This window comes from Acidovorax sp. FW305-C-20-28, from assembly GCF_058783375.1.
On record NZ_JBYSYM010000007.1, the window covers coordinates 1 to 15,659 of the forward strand.

Genomic DNA, 15,659 nt, shown 5'->3' on the forward strand with positions numbered 1-15,659 from the left:
CGCCTTTTCTTTGCCTTCTTTCTTTTGGCGACGCAAAAGAAAGAAGGTGCGCCGCCGGGCGCACATCCCGGCCTCCGACCTTTGCCAACGACAGAGGCAACTACCTCCCAGAAGCGATGCCTTGCGGTATTTCTCAATACCGCGTATGGCTCAACTCAGCAAACAGATCCCCATAGATCCGGTACCGGCTCTCACTGATCCCATCCTCCAGAGGACTGCGCTTCAAGGCCTCGATCACCCCACACCCCGGCTCATGCAGATGCGTGCAGTTGTAGAACTTGCAATCCGTGGCATGCGCCGCGATGTCCGGCATGCAGGCCGCCAGCTGCATGGGCGCGATGTGGTGCAGCCCGAACTCCTGAAAACCCGGTGAATCGATCAGCGCCGTGGTGCGCTCCTTGTCCATCCAGTACCAGTGCGTGCTGGTGGTGGTGTGCTTGCCCGAGTTCAGGGCCTGCGAGATCTCGCCCGTGAGCACGGTGGCGCCGGGCACCAGCAGGTTGATCAGCGTGCTTTTGCCCGAGCCCGAGGGGCCCAGCACCAGCGTGGTCTTGCCGGCCAGGTGCTGCATGAGCAGGGCCCGGTCCACCTCGCTCGACAGGCGCAGCGACAGCGGCAGCACGCCGTAGTGCTGCCCGCCACCCATGTGGCGGTAGGGCAACAGGCGCTCCCAGGCGCGGGCGAAGGGCTCGACCAGGTCGCTTTTGTTGAGCGCGATGATGGGGGTGATCTGCGCGGCCTCGGCCGCGATCAGCGCGCGCGAGAGCTGGCTTTCGGAAAACACCGGCTCGGCGGCGATCAGGATCAGCACCTGGTCCAGGTTGGCCGCGAAGGACTTGGTGCGGATCTCGTCCTGGCGGTAGAACAGGTTGCGCCGTTCTTTGATTTTCTCGATGGTGCCCTCCTCGCCCTGGCCGGGCGGGGGGGCCTGCCAGAGCACCTGGTCGCCCACGACAGCCTGGTTCTTCTTGCCCCGGGGGTGGCAGATGCGGCGCTCGCCGTCGGGCGTTTCCACCACGCAGTGGCGGCCGTGGCTGGACACCACCGTGCCTTCCATCAGGGCGCTGCGCTCAGCCATGGTGGTGTGCTCGCATCATCATCACCACCATCATGCGGTGAGCAGCGCATCGAAGCGCTTGGCGCATTCGAAGTCGGTGAGCGAGATGCCCTTCACGTCGTGCGTGTTCAGGCGCACCACGCAGCGGCCGTAGTGCACCGACAGGTCGGGGTGGTGGTCCTGCACATGGGCCACGTAGGCCACCGCGTTCACGAAGGCCATGGTCTCGTGGTAGTTCGCGAAGCGAAAGGTCTTTTCGATCGCCACGTCGGCCCCGTCGCCGGTCAGGCTCCAGCCATCGAGCTGGGCCAGCTGCGTGACGACCTCGGTCGCGGTCAGCGCGCGGCGCCGGGTGGTGGACCAGTCCTTTTTCGGAAACATGGAGGAGGCGGCAGGGGCGGTGCTCATAGGCTGGGGGCAGGGGTGGTGTGCATGCGCGCCAGCCGTTCGGTGGCGGGCGGGTGCGAGTAGTAGAACGCCACGTAGACCGGATCGGGTGTCAGCGTGGAGGCATTGTCTTCGTACAGCTTGAGCAGGGCCGAGGACAGGTCGGCACCGCTGGCCTGGGCCACGGCATAGGCGTCGGCCTGGAACTCATGGCGGCGCGACTGGCGTGCGAACAGCGGCGAGATGAAGAAGGTGAACACCGGCACGGCCAGCATGAACAGCAGCAGGGCCAGCGCGTCGTTGGGCGCGGCGGCCACGGCCGGGTCGAGCGAGAGGTTGGGCCGCACGCCCAGGCCGGTGTAGAACCAGACCTGGTTGGACAGCCAGCCCAGCAGGGCGAAGCCCACCAGGCTCATGGCGAACATGGCCACGATGCGCTGCACGATGTGGCGGTGCTTGAAATGGCCCAGCTCATGGGCCAGCACGGCCTCGACCTCGCCGGGCGCCAACTGGCGCAGCAGGGTGTCGAAGAACACCACGCGCTTGGCCGCGCCGAAACCCGTGAAGTAGGCGTTGGCGTGCGCGCTGCGGCGGCTGCCATCCATCACGAACAGGCCCTTGGCCGAGAAGCCGCAGCGCTGCATGAGCGCCGTCACGCGCTCCTTGAGCGATTCGTCTTCCAGGGGCTGGAACTTGTTGAACAAGGGGGCGATGAAGGTCGGGTAGATGACCATCAGCAGCAGGTTGAAGCCCATCCAGAAGCACCAGGCCCACAGCCACCACAGGGGGCCGGTGGCGCCCATGATCCACAGGATCAGGGCCACGATGGGCAGACCGATGGCGGCGCCCACCAGCAGGCCCTTGAGCGCGTCGGCCAGCCACAGGCGCCAGGTCATCTTGTTGAAGCCAAAACGCTCTTCCACCACAAAGGTCTGGTAGAGCGACAGTGGCAGGTCGATGAGCCCGCTGATGGCCGCAAAGGCCGTCAGCAGCGCCAGTTGCTGCCACATGCCGCCGCCCAGTGCGGACAGCAGGGCCTGGTTCAGCGCGTCCAGGCCACCGAGCAGGGTCCAGCCCATGAGCACGGCGGCACCCAGTGCCATCTCCAGCATGCCCAGACGGGCCTTGGTGATGGTGTAGTCGGCTGCCTTCTGGTGCGCCGCCAGGGGAATGCGCTCGGCAAAGGCGGGCGGCACGCCGGCACGGTGGCGCGCCACATGGCGGATCTGCCGGCTGGCCAGCCAGAACTTGAGCGCCAGGCCGATGACCAGGGCCGCGGCAAAGGCCAGCGTGAGCAGCATCGAGGGGGAAAAATCGTCGGTATTCGGCATGTACAGGGGAGTTTAGGGGATAGGAGACAATGCCGGCCATGTCAGAAGCCAACACCCCCATCCCCGAAAAGCTTGCCAAGTCGGACCAGAACCTGGTCTGGCTCGACTGCGAAATGACCGGCCTGGAGCCCGACACCGACCGCCTGCTGGAGATTGCTGTCGTCGTGACCGGCCCGAGCCTGCAACCACGCGTCGAAGGCCCGGTGTTCGCCATCCACCAGTCCGATGCACTGCTCAATGGCATGGACGCCTGGAACAAGGGCACACATGGCCGCAGTGGGCTGATCGACAAGGTCAAGGCCTCCACCATCACCGAGGAAGAGGCCGAAGCGCAGATCATCGCCTTCCTGTCCCAGTACGTGCCCAAGGGCACGGCGCCCATGTGCGGCAACAGCATCGGCCAGGACCGGCGCTTCCTGGTGCGCTACATGCCCAAGCTCGAAAAGTTCTTCCACTACCGCAACGTCGATGTCAGCACCTTGAAGGAGCTGGCCAAGCGCTGGAAGCCCGAGGCCTACACCAGCTTCAAGAAGGCGCAAAAGCACACCGCCCTGGCCGACGTGCACGAGTCCATCGACGAGCTGGCGCACTACCGCCAGCACCTGCTCTCGGTCTGAATGGCCCCAGGTTTCCCGCAGTACCCGGCAGCCGTCTCGGGTATTGCGGGGAAACCCTTATCCGTGCCATAATCGCTGGCTGCGCGGGAATGCCCTCGCAGATTGTGCATCTCCCCTCACACACCGGGCTTGCCAGCCGACTGTCTTGGACAGTGCAGGACTGGCGCATAACGCCCACCCGCATCGGCCTGATCTTCCAGAGCCAGCGCAGGTTTCGTTTGATGGTTGATGTTTTTTAACCATTTGACGAAGCCAATCACGGGCAGCGCCCGTGACCGTCTTCGTGAGAGAAAAATTCATGACCGACACCTCTTTGGTGCAGGGCGAATTCGCGCCTGCCGATACCTCCTTTGCTGCCGACGTTTCCGTGCAGCCTTCCTCCCTGGACGCCGTGGTGGCTGCTGCCGCCGCTGAAGGCGATGCCGAAGTGGCCGCCGAGCCCAATGGCTTCGTCGAGCTGGGCCTGGCCCCTGAACTCGTGCGCGCCGTGGCCGACCTGGGCTACACCCAGCCCACCAGCGTGCAGCGCAAGGCCATTCCCCTGGCCATGGGCAGCGATGCCTCCAAGTTCATCGACCTGATGGTCTCCAGCCAGACCGGCAGCGGCAAGACTGCGGCCTTCCTGCTGCCCGTGCTGCACACCCTGATCCAGCAGCAGGCCGTGGCCGAAGCCGAAGAGCGCGCCGCCTTCGAGCGTGCCGTGGCCGAAGCCGCCGAGCGTGGCGAGCCCGCCCCCAAGCGCGCCAAGCGCAAGGACCCCACCAGCTCGCGCAACTTCAAGGCCGCCACCCCCGGCGCCCTGATCCTGTGCCCCACCCGTGAACTGGCCCAGCAGGTGGCGCACGACGCCATCGACCTGGTCAAGCACTGCCGCGGCCTGCGCGTGGCCAACGTGGTGGGCGGCATGCCTTACCAACTGCAGATCGCCAAGCTGCAGAACGCCGACCTCGTGGTCGCCACGCCCGGCCGCCTGCTGGACCTGCAGCGCTCCATGCAGATCAAGCTCGACAAGGTGCAGTTCCTCGTCGTGGACGAAGCCGACCGCATGCTCGACCTGGGCTTCTCGGACGACCTGGCCGAGCTGAACCAGCTGACCAGCCAGCGCAAGCAGACCATGATGTTCAGCGCCACCTTCGCGCCCCGCATCCAGCAACTGGCCATGCGCGTGATGCACGACGGCGGCTCGTCGGTGCAGAAGGTGACCATCGACTCCCCGCAGGAGAAGCACTCCAACATCAAGCAGGTGCTGTACTGGGCCGACAACGCCCAGCACAAGCGCAAGCTGCTGGACCACTGGCTGCGTGACACCTCGATCAACCAGGCCATCGTGTTCGCCAGCACCCAGGTGGAGTGCGACGGCCTGGCCAACGACCTGCAGCAGGACGGCTTCTCGGCCGTGGCCCTGCACGGTGCCCTGAGCCAGGGCCTGCGCAACCGCCGCCTGATGGCGCTGCGCAACGGCCAGGTGCAGATCCTGGTGGCGACCGACGTGGCAGCCCGCGGCATCGACGTGCCCACCATCACCCACGTGTTCAACTTCGGCCTGCCCATGAAGGCCGAGGACTACACCCACCGCATCGGCCGCACCGGCCGTGCCGGCCGCGACGGCCTGGCCGTGACCTTCGCCGAGTTCCGCGATCGCCGCAAGATCTACGACATCGAGAGCTACAGCCGCCAGCAGTTCAAGGCGGAAGTCGTGCCCGGCATGGAGCCCACGCAACGTGCCCCCCAGGCACCCCGTGGCGACTTCGGTGGCCGTGGCGGCCAGGGCCGCTCGTACGACAACCGTGACAACCCATCGCGTGGCCGCTTCGGTGGCAACGGCCGTGGCGGCTTCGGCGGCAACGACCGCGGTGGCGACCGTGGCGGTTTCGGTGGTGGCTTCGGCGGCGGTTTTGCCGGCCGTGGCAACGACAACCGCGGCGGCTTCTCCGGCGGCCGCGACGGTGGCTACCAGGGCGGCAACGGCGGTGGCGGCTATGGCGCGCCCCGTGAAGACCGCGGCTTTGGCGGCGGCGCACCGCGCCGTGATGCCGAAGGCTATGGCCGCAAGGCGGGCTTCGGTGACAGCGGCCAGGGCCGCTTCGCCCCGCGCGGCGATGCCGGCGCACCGCGTGGCGACTTCGCCCCCCGCAAGCCCGCATTTTCCAAGCCTGCAGGCGCAGGTGGCGGCAAGCCTTTCGTGGCCCACGACGCCCGCAAGCGTCCTGCGCGCCCCGCACGCTGATCGCCGATCCCCCTGCTGAAACCCGCCCCTGGCGGGCTTCACCGAAGGGCTGGTACCGCAAGGTGCCAGCCCTTTTTTGCGTCGCCCTGCCACGCCGGCCCCGTTTTCTGCGGCTGTGTCGTCAATAATTGCCCACGGAGGAATTTGTCGTGGTGTCATCTCTATCCTCGGGGGCCGATTACGAGCACATGTTCGAGCTGGCGCCCGTGTCCTTGTGGCTTGAGGACTTCAGCGAGCTCAAACAGCTGTTCGACGGCTGGCGCGCGGAAGGGGTGACCGACATCCGCGCCCACCTGGCCCAGGACCGGGCCCGCCTGCGCCAGTGCAGCGCCGCCCTGCGCGTGCTGCAGGTCAACCGCCGCACGCTGGAGCTGTTTGCCGCCGACAGCCTGGAGCACCTGGTCGCCAACCTCGACAAGGTCTTTCGCGACGACCGGCACGACACGGCCTCGCACGAACTGGCGCAGCTGTGGGATGGGCAGCTGGAGTTCTCCAACCAGACCGTGAACTATGCGCTCGATGGCCGGCGCCTGGATGTGCAGGTGCGTGCGCGCATCCTGCCGGGCCATGAGCACGACTGGAGCCGCGTGCTGGTTTCGCTCGAAGACAACACCGCGCAGTTCAACGATGCGCGCCGCATCCAGCGCAGCGAGCAGTACGCGCGCGACCTGTTCGAGCATTCGCCGGTGTCGCTGTGGGTCGAGGACTTCAGCGCCGTCAAGAACCTGCTGGACGGCGTGCGCGCCCAGGGCATTGGCGACTTCAAGACCTTCCTCAAGGTGCACCCCGACTTCGTGGGCCGCTGCATGCAGGAGATCCGCGTCATCGACGTGAACCAGCAGACCCTGCGCATGTTCGGCGCCTCCAGCAAGGAGATGCTGCTCAACAACATCGGCCGGGTGTTCCGTGGCGAGATGCACGAATCCTTTGCCGAGCAGCTGCAGGACCTGTGGGACGGCAAGACCTTCCAGCAGCGCGAGGTGACCAACTATTCGCTCTCGGGCGACGCGGTCAACATCCACATGCAGTTCTCGGTGCTCGACAGCCACCGGCACGACTGGGGCCTGGTGCTGCTGTCGCTGGTGGACATCACCGCGCGCAAGAAGGCCGAGGCCTACCTCGAATACCTGGGCAAGCACGACGTGCTCACCCAGCTGCGCAACCGCGCCTACTATGCCGAAGAGCTCAACCGCCTCACGCGCAAGGGGCCCTGGCCGCTGTCGGTCATCGCCATCGACCTCAACGGCCTGAAGGTCGTCAACGACGAGCAGGGCCATGCGGCCGGCGACTCCATGCTGCGCCGCGTCGGCGAGGTGCTGGCCAAGGCGGTGGATGCGCCGGCCTGCGCCGCGCGCATCGGCGGCGACGAGTTCACCGTGCTCTTGCCGGGCACCGACGAGCGCGGGGCCCTGGCGCTGCAGGAGCGCATCATCTCCATGCTGGAATTGAACAACCAGTTCTACCCCGGCCAGCACCTGAGCCTGGCCATGGGCATCGCCAGCTGCCAGTCCGGCGATGCGGTGGAAGCCACCATCAACCGTGCCGACCAGGCCATGTACGCGGAAAAGAACCGCTACTACCAGCAAAAGGGCCACGACCGCCGGCAGGCCCCTGACTGAGTCCGTACGGCGCGACAAGGCGCTATACGGTTTCTGGCGCAACGGGCGTGTACCCCCACGCCAGCGCCACCGTGGAACTGGCTTTGCCAGGCCAGGGGTGGCGTCCCCTTGGGGGATGGCGCGAAGCGACTCAGGGGGGCTTACAAATTCACGGGGTTGCGGCCGATGTCGGGCCAGCGGTGGTGCAGGTAGACCCAGGCCACCAGGCCGACACCCATCATCAGCAGCGACGACAGGGCCAGCCACAGGGTGGAATGCATGACCAGCGGCGCGATCACGCCGGCCACCAGGCCGTTGGCCGTGGAGCCCACGAAGGCCTGCATGGACGAGGCCATGCCGCGGCGCTCGGGGTGCAGGTCCAGCACCAGCAGCGTCACCACGGGCACCATCAGCGCCCAGCCGAAGGCGAACACGGCAATCGGCAGCAGCGCCCACGCGGCGTGCGGTGGGAACAGCAGGTTGGCCACCAGGTTGAGCACGGCCACCGTGAACATGATCAGAAAGCCGTGGCGGATCTGGCGCTTGGGCGGAATGCGCCCGGCCAGGCGCCCGCTGAGCCAGGCGCCGCCCATGATGCCCGAGATGGTGAGGACGAAGAACCAGAAGAACTGCGTGGGCGCCAGGCCCAGGTGGTCGCCGAGGAAGGCCGGTGCCGACAGCACGTACAGGAACATGCCGTTGAAGGGCACGCCGCTGGCCAGCGCCAGCAGCACGAAGCGCGCGCTCGAACCCAGCTGCACATAGCCGCGCACCAGGTGGCGCATGTTGAAGGGCTGGCGCTGGTCCACGTGCAGCGTCTCGGGCAGCAGGCGGTAGTTGGTGGTCCACAGCGCCACGCCCACCAGGGTCAGGAACCAGAAGATGCTGTGCCAGCCGGTGTGCACGAACAGCCAGCCGCCCACGATGGGCGCGATGGCCGGCGCCACGCCGAAGTAGATGGTGACCTGGCTCATCACCTTCTGCGCCTGGGCGGGCGGGAACATGTCGCGGATCACCGCGCGCGAGACCACGATGCCGGCACCCGTGGACAGGCCCTGCAGCGCGCGGAAGAACACCAGCTGCCCGATGGTCTGCGACAGCGCGCAGCCGGCCGAGGCCAGCGTGAAGACCGCAATGCCCCAGAGGATCACAGGCCGGCGGCCGAAACTGTCGGCCAGGGCCCCGTGGAACAGGCTCATGAAGGCAAAGCCGAACAGGTAGGCCGACAGGGTCTGCTGCATCTGCACCGGCGTCGCGCCCAGGGCGGCGGCGATGCCCGAGAAGGCCGGGATGTAGGTGTCGATGGAAAACGGCCCCAGCATGCCCAGCACCGCCAGCAGCACCGCCAAGGCCCAGCGGGGCGCTTTCCAGAGCAGATGGGCTTGTGGGTGCATGCGAAGAGGGGGACCGGGTTCGTGGGGAGGGCGCCGCGCGGGGCCCAAAGAAAAGAGCGCACCGGGCAGGCCGGTGCGCCTCACTGCATTATGCGGGAACCCACCCGCTCAGGTGCCGCGCCGGCGCAATCCTTGCACCAACATGGGGCTACTTGCGCGTCTCAATAGGTGTAGGGGATCCACTCGCCATTGCCCGACTTCATCAGGTACTTGCCAGCCGCGTTGCGCATCACGATCACGTCGGCATTTTCCGAGACGAAGGGCGTGGTCTCGGGCGCCTGCAGGCGCTCGGCCAGCGGGCGTGCCGTGGGTGCAAACGGGTTGTCGGCCATCAGGTCGCCCAGCAGCGTGAACAGGCCCAGGTAGCTCATGGGCTGGTTCACCACCACCGGGGCGGTGGGCGCTGCGTCGGGGGCCTTCTTCATGCCCACCAGCTTCACGGCGGCCGGCACCAGCGTGATGCGCGGGCCCGGGATCTCGCGCATGCCCGAGATCTGGATCTTGTCGCCGCGCAGCGAGGCGCCGTGCTCGGGCACCAGCATCACCACCACCGGGCGGCCGGCGCTCTCCAGCTCCGAGATGAACTTGTCGAAGTCGGCCATCAGCTGCACCAGGCGCGGCTTGTAGGTGTCGAGGCTGCTGCGCGAGCTCATGCCCGGCACGCGGTTGCCGTCGTGCAGCGAGATGGTGTTGTAGTACAGGGCCACGGGCGCGCCGCCCTGGGCGCTGCGTTTCTTCCACCACTGCGACAGCAGGGCATGGTCGTTGTAGATCGGCGAGCCGTCGAAGTTCTGCATGTGCACCGGCGCATCCTGGTTGCGCTGCAGCTTGCCGGCCAGGCCCCCGCGCTGCTCCAGCGTGTGGGCGAACTCCTCGTACACGCCGTCGTGGTTGAGCAGGCCTGCGGTCTGGTAGCCCAGCTTCTCCAGGTTGGGGAACACGTAGCACTGCGGATCGATGCCTTCGTAGAGCTTCTTGTGCGGCGTCTGACCGCAGGAGCCGTGCAGCACGCGCAGCGAGGCCGGACCGCTGTAGCTGGCCGCGCTGTTGAAGTTGGTGAACAGCGCGTCAAAGCGCTGCAGCAGCGGGTGGTTGCGCTGGCCGACGAACTCCATGTCGTCCCAGGACAGCGAGCACACATGCAGCAGGATGATGTCGAACGGCGGCGTGCCGCCCGCCGCCGGGGTGAACTGCAGGCGCTTTTGTGCTTCGGCGGTGTAGAACTTCTGCAGCAGGGCGTCGGGGTCCGCGGCATCGGCCGCCTGGCTGCCATCGCCCTGGCTGGCCAGGGTGCCGGCGGCGTTCTCCTCGGCCTTGCGTTCCTGGATCGCGGCGACCAGCGGCACGCTCAGGATGCCGGCCAGCGCAAAGGTGGCAAAGCGCACGCGCCGCGCCAGCGCCGCGTACAGGAACAGGCCGGCAATCGCCACCACCAGGGCCGCAGGGCTCACCAGGCGCCCGGCCAGCTCCAGCCAGTAGTCGGCGCTGAAGCCCGCCAGGGCCTTGAGCTGGGACAGCACCCGCTCCAGCGTGGGCAAATAGGAGTCGTAGTACAGCAGCGCGATGGCGGCCGGCCAGGCCAGCACGGCGCGCGTGCGCCGCGCCAGCCGGTGCCCGATGGGCGGCAGCAGGGCCAGCCACAGCAGCAGGTTCAGCCACCAGTTGAAGCCGATGTAGCCGGTGAAATACAGGCCCACCTTGACCAGGAAATACAGGTTCCAGTAGCTCATGCGCGCAGCCCTTGCGGTGCGCGCTTGCGGCCCCGGGACCAGCGGGCCCGGGTGGCCTCCACCAGCGACTCCCAGAACTTGCGGTAGCCCAGCACACCGAGCTGGGCGATCTCCTGCAGGCCGTGCAGGGGGCGGTCGGTGTCGTGGCTGTCGTTCCACTCGCGCCAGGTATCGGGGCGCGCAAAGGTGCATTGCACCAGGTCGATCTGTTGTTCGCGGGTCATGGGGTCGAATTGCAGGCCCGTGGCGCCCTGGCCCCGGTGCAGCATGATGGTGGCGGGGAAGGTGCACTCGGTATCGCCGCGCCACAGGCCCACCTGGACCCTGTCGCCCACGGCCAGCGGCGTGCCATCCGGCAACTGCAGGCCCAGGCCCGTCATCGAGAAGTCGATGCACACGGCCTGCAGCACGCTGCCGTCATCGAGGTACAGCGTGGCCTGCAGCTGGGTCGCCACGCGGTGCATGCGGCGCACCTGGCGCGCCTCGGAGGCCACGCCCAGTGCGGCGCCCAGCATCAGGATGCTGTAGGTGGTCCACAAGAGGTTCAGCAGCACGGTGGCGGTCTCGTCCGTGTTCCAGAAGAACAGGCGCCCGATGCCCATGGCAAAGGCCGCGAAGTTCAGCAGCACCAGCACGGTGTAAGGGCGCGAGATCACCCAGTCGAAGTACGGCTGCTCCACCAGCCCGCCCTTGGCCGTGACGTTGAACTTGCCCAGGCGCGGGTTGATCAGCGCCACCGTGGTGGGCAGGGCCACGTACCAGGCCAGCACGGTCTCGTAGACCTCGGCCCAGAAGGTGTGGCGGTGCTCGCCCTGCACGTGGGCGTTGGCGATGTTGGACTGCAGGATGTAGGGCAGCACGTACAGCGCGATCATGATGGCGCCCGCGTTGATGATGTGCCACTCGAAGAACAGGAAGGCCATGGGCGCGGTGAGGAACACCAGCCGTGGCAACCCGAAGAAGAAGTGCACCATGGCATTGGCGTAGCAGATGCGCTGCCACAGCGTGAGGCCCTTGCCCAGGAAGGGGTTGTCCACGCGGAAGATCTGCGCCATGCCGCGCGCCCAGCGGATGCGCTGGCCCACGTGGGCCGACAGGCTCTCGGTCGCCAGGCCCGCGGCCTGCGTCTCGTTGATGTAGGCCGTGGTGTAGCCGCGCCGGTGCAGCTTGAGGGCCGTGTGCGCATCCTCGGTCACGGTCTCCACGGCGATGCCGCCCACCTCCAGCAGCGGGCCGCGGCGGATCACGGCGCAGGAGCCGCAGAAGAAGGTGGCGTTCCAGAAGTCGTTGCCGTCCTGGATCAGGCCGTAGAACAGCGCGCCCTCGTTGGGCACTCGGCGGAAGGTGCCCAGGTTGCGCTCGAACGGGTCGGGCGAGAAGAAGTGGTGCGGCGTCTGCAGCATGGCGCACTTCGGGTCGCGCTGGAACCAGCCCACGGCCGTGGTCAGGAAGGAGCGCGTGGGGATGTGGTCGCAGTCGAAGATGGCGACCAGTTCGCCGTCGGTCTTGGTCAGGGCGTGGTTCAGGTTGCCGGCCTTGGCGTGGTTGTTGTCGGGGCGCACGATGTAGCCCACGCCCATGGACTCGGCAAAGGCGCGGAATTCCTCGCGCCGGCCGTCGTCCAGGATGAAGACCTTGACCTTGTCCTCGGGCCAGTCCAGCGCCATGGCGGCCAGCACCGTGGTGCGCACCACGCTCAGCGGCTCGTTGTAGGTGGGGATGTACACGTCCACCGTGGGCCAGGAGGCCGGCATGCCCTGCAGCGCGGCGGGGCGGCGCTGCAGCGGCCAGGCGGTCTGGATGAAGCCCAGCACCACCACCAGCCAGGTGTAGGCCTCGGCCGCCAGCAGGCCGTAGCCCAGGAAGGATTCGATGACGGTGTCGAATTCGATGGACGAGGTCAGGCGCCACCAGGCATAGCGGCCCATGGCCAGCAGGCTGATGGCCGCCAGCGCCAGCGAGGGGTAGCGCCCGGGCAGGCGGCGCAGCACCAGCGACAGGCTCCAGCACAGCAGCATGAACAGGGTCTGGCCGAACCAGTTGAAGGGCGTGGTCATCACCACCAGGCCGGCGAGCATGCCCACGGCCAGCACCACCCAGCGCAGGCCCGGGATCTCCATGGCGGGCGACAGCACCTGGTCGGCCAGGCGCATGCCCTTGGCCACATTGACGTGGGTGGCCACCCGGTCCATGGCGCGCAGGAACAGCCGTACCGGCCAGAACGCGGCGAAGAGCGCCAGCAACAGGCCCTTCCAGCCCCAGCGCAGGGCCCAGCCCAGGGCGGCGAACAGCGCCTGCACCGGCCGCAGCAGCCAGGGCAGCAGGGCGCGGTCGGGCGTGGCGGGCAGCACGAGGCAGCGCCACAGCCACATCCACCAGGGTGCGCCGGGTGCCACTTCGAGCTGGCGTGCGAGCCACGCCTGCGCCAGGCGCAACCAGGCGCGGGCGTCCCGTGCCACGGGGGTGTCGGCGGGCCGGGCCACGCCGGGGGCGGACGGCTCCGTCATGGCCGGCCTGCTCCGGTGGCCAGCATCGATGAGGGGGCCAGGCGGGGGCCGGTGAGCCAGTTGCACACCCCCTGCAGGTCGCGGGCGGACTGCGCCTGGGGCGCGAAACTGCCCACGCACATCGCGCGCGCCAGGGCCCGCGGGATGTTCTCGTCTTCGTGCAGCGTGTAGGGGATCAGCCGCTCGCCCCATTGCGTGCGCAGCGTCTGCAGGGCATCGCGGTGCGAGATCCGGCGCGGGTCGAAGCGTGTCACGAGCACGCCCTGGTCGGCCGGCGCCGCTGCCGCATCGGACAGCATGGCCTGCACGGCTGAGGGGTCGGCGCAGGCGCGGGCCGAGGCTTCCAGGGTCACCAGCACGGCATCGGCGCAGCGCAGTGCGGCATGCGCCAGCGGGGACGGCCAGGCCGGTGTGTCCAGCACCACGGTGCAGGCCTCGGGCACGTCCAGCAGCTCCAGCTGGTCCTGCAACCAGCGCGGCTGCACCTGCAGTTGCCGGTGCAGGGCATCGGCCGCCTCGGGTGGCGCCTTGCCATAGGGCAGCACGCCCACGCCCTCGGTGTTCTCGAAAGCGGCATCGGCCCACCACCGGCCGGCCGCCGCCAGGGGCGCCCAGCCCAGGGCGCTGGGCTCCTGCATCCCGAGGTGCCTGGCCAGCAGGTTCTGGGCGCTCAGCTCCACCGCCAGGCAGGGCTGGCCCTGGCGCGCCAGGAGCGTGGCCAGGTGGGCGGTCAGGGTGGTGCGCCCCGATCCACCGAGCGGCGATACGACGGCAATCACACGCATGCAGGGTCTCTCTTCATTCGGTGGCTCATGGCGCAGACGGCGGGGTCGCTGCACCCGCGGGTGGCAGTGCGGGGCGGTAGGGCTGCACGCAGCGCAGCGGCCGGTGCGCGTGGCGCACGCGGCGCAGCAGCAGCCAGCAGGGCCAGGCCAGCAGGGCGCCCAGCACGATGTAGAACAACAACTCGATCAGGAACTTCATGCCATCGACCTCGGTGAGGGGCGCGGCACGGCACGCCGCGCAATGGGCCGGTGCTGCACGCCCGGTCCGTCGGCCAGGGGCTGCAGCGCGCGGGGCTCGGTGCCGGCGGCCTCGGCCGCCAGGCCGGCTGTGGCCGGCAGGGCCGGCATGCCGGCCGTGCGCGGTGGTGCCGCTGGTGCAGCCTGGGCGGGCACCGCGGTGGGCCTGGGGTTGGCCGCAAGGGCGGCGCTGTAGTCGGGCAGGCCCTTGCGCAGCGACTCCTGCAGTGGTGCCAGCATGGCGCGGATGCCGGTGTCCGTGCTGTCCGTGGCTTCGCTGGCGAACAGCTGGGTCAGGGGCAGGGTGAACAGGCGGTTGAGCGCCAGCTCGACGTCGGGCTCGCGGCAGGCGAACAGGAAGACGTAGACGCCTTCATGGTCGGCCGTGAGCAGGTCGCCGTCGCGCGCCGTGTGGCAGGCGCGCAGCGCGTCCAGGTGCGGGATCTGCGCCAGCACGTTCAGGCGCACCAGGCTGTGCGACAGGCCGATGCCGCGGGTGCGGTCCAGCATGCCGCGCACCAGGGCGCAGAACTGCGCGGGCGGCTGGTAGCCGCGCTCGCGCGCGGGCATGAAGCTGTCCAGCGCCTGTTCGTAGTCGGGGTGCACCTTGCGGGTGTGGCTCTGGGCGTTGATGTCCTGCAGCAGCTGCAGCAGGCGGGAGAAGCCCACCTCCTTGTAGACCACGGTGCTCGCGCCCAGTTGCAGCAGGGCCTGCTCGCTGTGCGTGCGCAGCTTGCCCAGGTTCTCGCGCACCACGATCTTGAGCGTGCGCGGGCGCGACAGGCGCAGCTGGTGCACCAGGCGCGCGCGCGATTCGAAGTCCGAGGCCTGGCCCGCATCGATCAGCACCGTGGCGGCCACGCTCGCGGCGGCGGCCACTTCCAGGTCGGCCAGGCTGTCGACGATGCGCCAGTGGCCGGGCACGCCGCGCTGGCCGTCGACCGAGGCGCGCGTGGCGATCACCTCCGACTGGTCCACGGCCTCGACCAGCTCGCGCACGGCACCGCGGGTGCGCGTGCCGTCGGCGGCCAGGCGGTCCGTGGCGACATCGTGCAGCAGGCCGAAGGCGGTCTGGAACAGGGCGCCGGCGTCCGTGTTCCAGCGCTCCAGGCCCAGGCTCCAGCGGTCGGCCTCGGCGCGCAGCGTGGCGATGTGCATGGACATCTGGCACAGGTTGCGCAGCGCGGGCAACAGCACCTCGGGTTCCAGCGGCGGGAAGAAGCCCAGCACCACCGGGCGCAGGCGCTCGCGGCACAGGGCGCTGAGCTGGCGGCTCACGCGCGCCAGTTCGGCCACGCTCAGGCCATTGAGCAGGCCCTGCGCATCGCAGACGTACAGCGCGTGCCCGGGCTGCAGGCCGGTGCGTTCGAGCTCTTCCAGCAGCGGGGGCAGGCCGTGGCGGCGCACCTCGGCCTGCAGGCCCGGTGCGAGCAGCCACAGCTGCAGGCGCCCGGCGCGGTAGGCGGCCTGCAGCGCCGGGCGCTGCAGCAGCGCGTCGGCCCACGGCGCGCTCGATGCAAGCAGGGCCACCGGGCCGGCGGCGACGGCATCCTCGATCAGGGCCGGGAACCACAGCGCCGCACTGCTGTCGTCGGCGGCTACCAGGGACACCGGCACATGCGGGGGCAGCAGGCCCACGCCATCGGGCAGGCCTTCGATGCCGATGCGCGTGGGCGTGGCGCTGGCGGCCGCGTCCTTGCGCAGTGCAGGCCACAGCCAGCGCGCGGCAGAGCGCAGCAGCCCGGTGGGCGCAGCACCTTTTCGCGGGGAGGAAGAAGCGGAAGACATG

General features: G+C 68.7%; 12 protein-coding genes. 3 read left to right on the top strand and 9 right to left on the bottom strand.

Annotated features, from left to right (window positions below; translation table 11 throughout):
• Positions 1–133: 133 nt before the first annotated feature.
• Genes rsgA through AC3WOH_RS10195 form a run of 3 tightly spaced genes read right to left on the bottom strand, consistent with a single transcriptional unit; the run spans position 134 to position 2,775 of the window.
• Positions 134–1,078: a ribosome small subunit-dependent GTPase A gene (rsgA, locus tag AC3WOH_RS10185; protein WP_492229240.1), complete on the bottom strand. Its 945-nt coding sequence runs from the start codon at positions 1,076–1,078 to the stop codon at positions 134–136.
• A gap of 30 nt (positions 1,079–1,108) precedes the next feature.
• On the bottom strand, positions 1,109–1,465 hold the full coding sequence (locus AC3WOH_RS10190) for a 4a-hydroxytetrahydrobiopterin dehydratase (protein ID WP_492229241.1): 357 nt from the start codon (positions 1,463–1,465) through the stop codon (positions 1,109–1,111).
• Complete coding sequence (locus tag AC3WOH_RS10195; RefSeq protein WP_492229242.1) at positions 1,462–2,775, bottom strand: M48 family metallopeptidase; 1,314 nt, start codon at positions 2,773–2,775, stop codon at positions 1,462–1,464. Before AC3WOH_RS10195 ends, AC3WOH_RS10190 begins: the two co-directional genes overlap by 4 nt.
• A gap of 38 nt (positions 2,776–2,813) precedes the next feature.
• On the opposite strand from AC3WOH_RS10195, the gene orn reads away from it, so the two are divergent.
• From orn to AC3WOH_RS10210, 3 genes are all read left to right on the top strand, one after another.
• On the top strand, positions 2,814–3,392 hold the full coding sequence (gene orn / locus AC3WOH_RS10200; RefSeq protein ID WP_492229243.1) for an oligoribonuclease: 579 nt from the start codon (positions 2,814–2,816) through the stop codon (positions 3,390–3,392).
• Positions 3,393–3,690: 298 nt separating this feature from the next.
• Positions 3,691–5,619, top strand: a complete 1,929-nt coding sequence (locus AC3WOH_RS10205; protein ID WP_492229244.1) for a DEAD/DEAH box helicase — start codon at positions 3,691–3,693, stop codon at positions 5,617–5,619.
• A gap of 149 nt (positions 5,620–5,768) precedes the next feature.
• Positions 5,769–7,238, top strand: a complete 1,470-nt coding sequence (locus AC3WOH_RS10210) for a sensor domain-containing diguanylate cyclase (protein WP_492229245.1) — start codon at positions 5,769–5,771, stop codon at positions 7,236–7,238.
• Positions 7,239–7,378: 140 nt separating this feature from the next.
• On the opposite strand, the gene AC3WOH_RS10215 is transcribed toward AC3WOH_RS10210, so the two are convergent.
• The 6 genes from AC3WOH_RS10215 to bcsE form a co-directional block, all read right to left on the bottom strand.
• The gene (locus tag AC3WOH_RS10215) at positions 7,379–8,611 is read right to left on the bottom strand and encodes a multidrug effflux MFS transporter (RefSeq protein ID WP_492229246.1); all 1,233 of its coding nucleotides are present in this window, start codon (positions 8,609–8,611) and stop codon (positions 7,379–7,381) included.
• A gap of 161 nt (positions 8,612–8,772) precedes the next feature.
• Entirely contained in the window at positions 8,773–10,341 is a 1,569-nt protein-coding gene (gene bcsG / locus AC3WOH_RS10220; protein WP_492229247.1) for a cellulose biosynthesis protein BcsG, read from the bottom strand.
• Positions 10,338–12,848, bottom strand: coding sequence for a UDP-forming cellulose synthase catalytic subunit (gene bcsA, locus AC3WOH_RS10225; RefSeq protein WP_492229248.1), 2,511 nt, complete (start codon positions 12,846–12,848; stop codon positions 10,338–10,340). The genes bcsG and bcsA overlap by 4 nt, the downstream gene beginning before the upstream one ends.
• Positions 12,845–13,633 carry a cellulose biosynthesis protein BcsQ gene (bcsQ, locus tag AC3WOH_RS10230; protein ID WP_492229249.1) on the bottom strand — a complete coding sequence of 263 codons (789 nt, stop codon included), beginning with the start codon at positions 13,631–13,633 and terminating at the stop codon, positions 12,845–12,847. Before bcsQ ends, bcsA begins: the two co-directional genes overlap by 4 nt.
• Before the next feature lie 25 nt (positions 13,634–13,658).
• Positions 13,659–13,832, bottom strand: coding sequence for a hypothetical protein (locus tag AC3WOH_RS10235; protein WP_492229250.1), 174 nt, complete (start codon positions 13,830–13,832; stop codon positions 13,659–13,661).
• Positions 13,829–15,658 (bottom strand): cellulose biosynthesis protein BcsE, encoded by a 1,830-nt coding sequence (bcsE, locus tag AC3WOH_RS10240; RefSeq protein WP_492229251.1) that lies wholly within the window; start codon positions 15,656–15,658, stop codon positions 13,829–13,831. The genes AC3WOH_RS10235 and bcsE overlap by 4 nt, the downstream gene beginning before the upstream one ends.
• Between the last annotated feature and the right edge of the window lies 1 nt (position 15,659).

Excerpts from the sequence above, each read along its gene's own strand:
- rsgA (WP_492229240.1), bottom strand. The coding sequence starts at position 1,078 with ATGGCTGAGCGCAGCGCCCTGATGGAAGGCACGGTGGTGTCCAGCCAC.
- AC3WOH_RS10215 (WP_492229246.1), bottom strand. The coding sequence starts at position 8,611 with ATGCACCCACAAGCCCATCTGCTCTGGAAAGCGCCCCGCTGGGCCTTG.
- bcsE (WP_492229251.1), bottom strand. The coding sequence starts at position 15,658 with ATGTCTTCCGCTTCTTCCTCCCCGCGAAAAGGTGCTGCGCCCACCGGG.
- bcsQ (WP_492229249.1), bottom strand. The coding sequence starts at position 13,633 with ATGCGTGTGATTGCCGTCGTATCGCCGCTCGGTGGATCGGGGCGCACC.
- orn (WP_492229243.1), top strand. The coding sequence starts at position 2,814 with ATGTCAGAAGCCAACACCCCCATCCCCGAAAAGCTTGCCAAGTCGGAC.
- AC3WOH_RS10190 (WP_492229241.1), bottom strand. The coding sequence starts at position 1,465 with ATGAGCACCGCCCCTGCCGCCTCCTCCATGTTTCCGAAAAAGGACTGG.
- bcsA (WP_492229248.1), bottom strand. The coding sequence starts at position 12,848 with ATGACGGAGCCGTCCGCCCCCGGCGTGGCCCGGCCCGCCGACACCCCC.
- bcsG (WP_492229247.1), bottom strand. The coding sequence starts at position 10,341 with ATGAGCTACTGGAACCTGTATTTCCTGGTCAAGGTGGGCCTGTATTTC.
- AC3WOH_RS10195 (WP_492229242.1), bottom strand. The coding sequence starts at position 2,775 with ATGCCGAATACCGACGATTTTTCCCCCTCGATGCTGCTCACGCTGGCC.
- AC3WOH_RS10235 (WP_492229250.1), bottom strand. The coding sequence starts at position 13,832 with ATGAAGTTCCTGATCGAGTTGTTGTTCTACATCGTGCTGGGCGCCCTG.
- AC3WOH_RS10205 (WP_492229244.1), top strand. The coding sequence starts at position 3,691 with ATGACCGACACCTCTTTGGTGCAGGGCGAATTCGCGCCTGCCGATACC.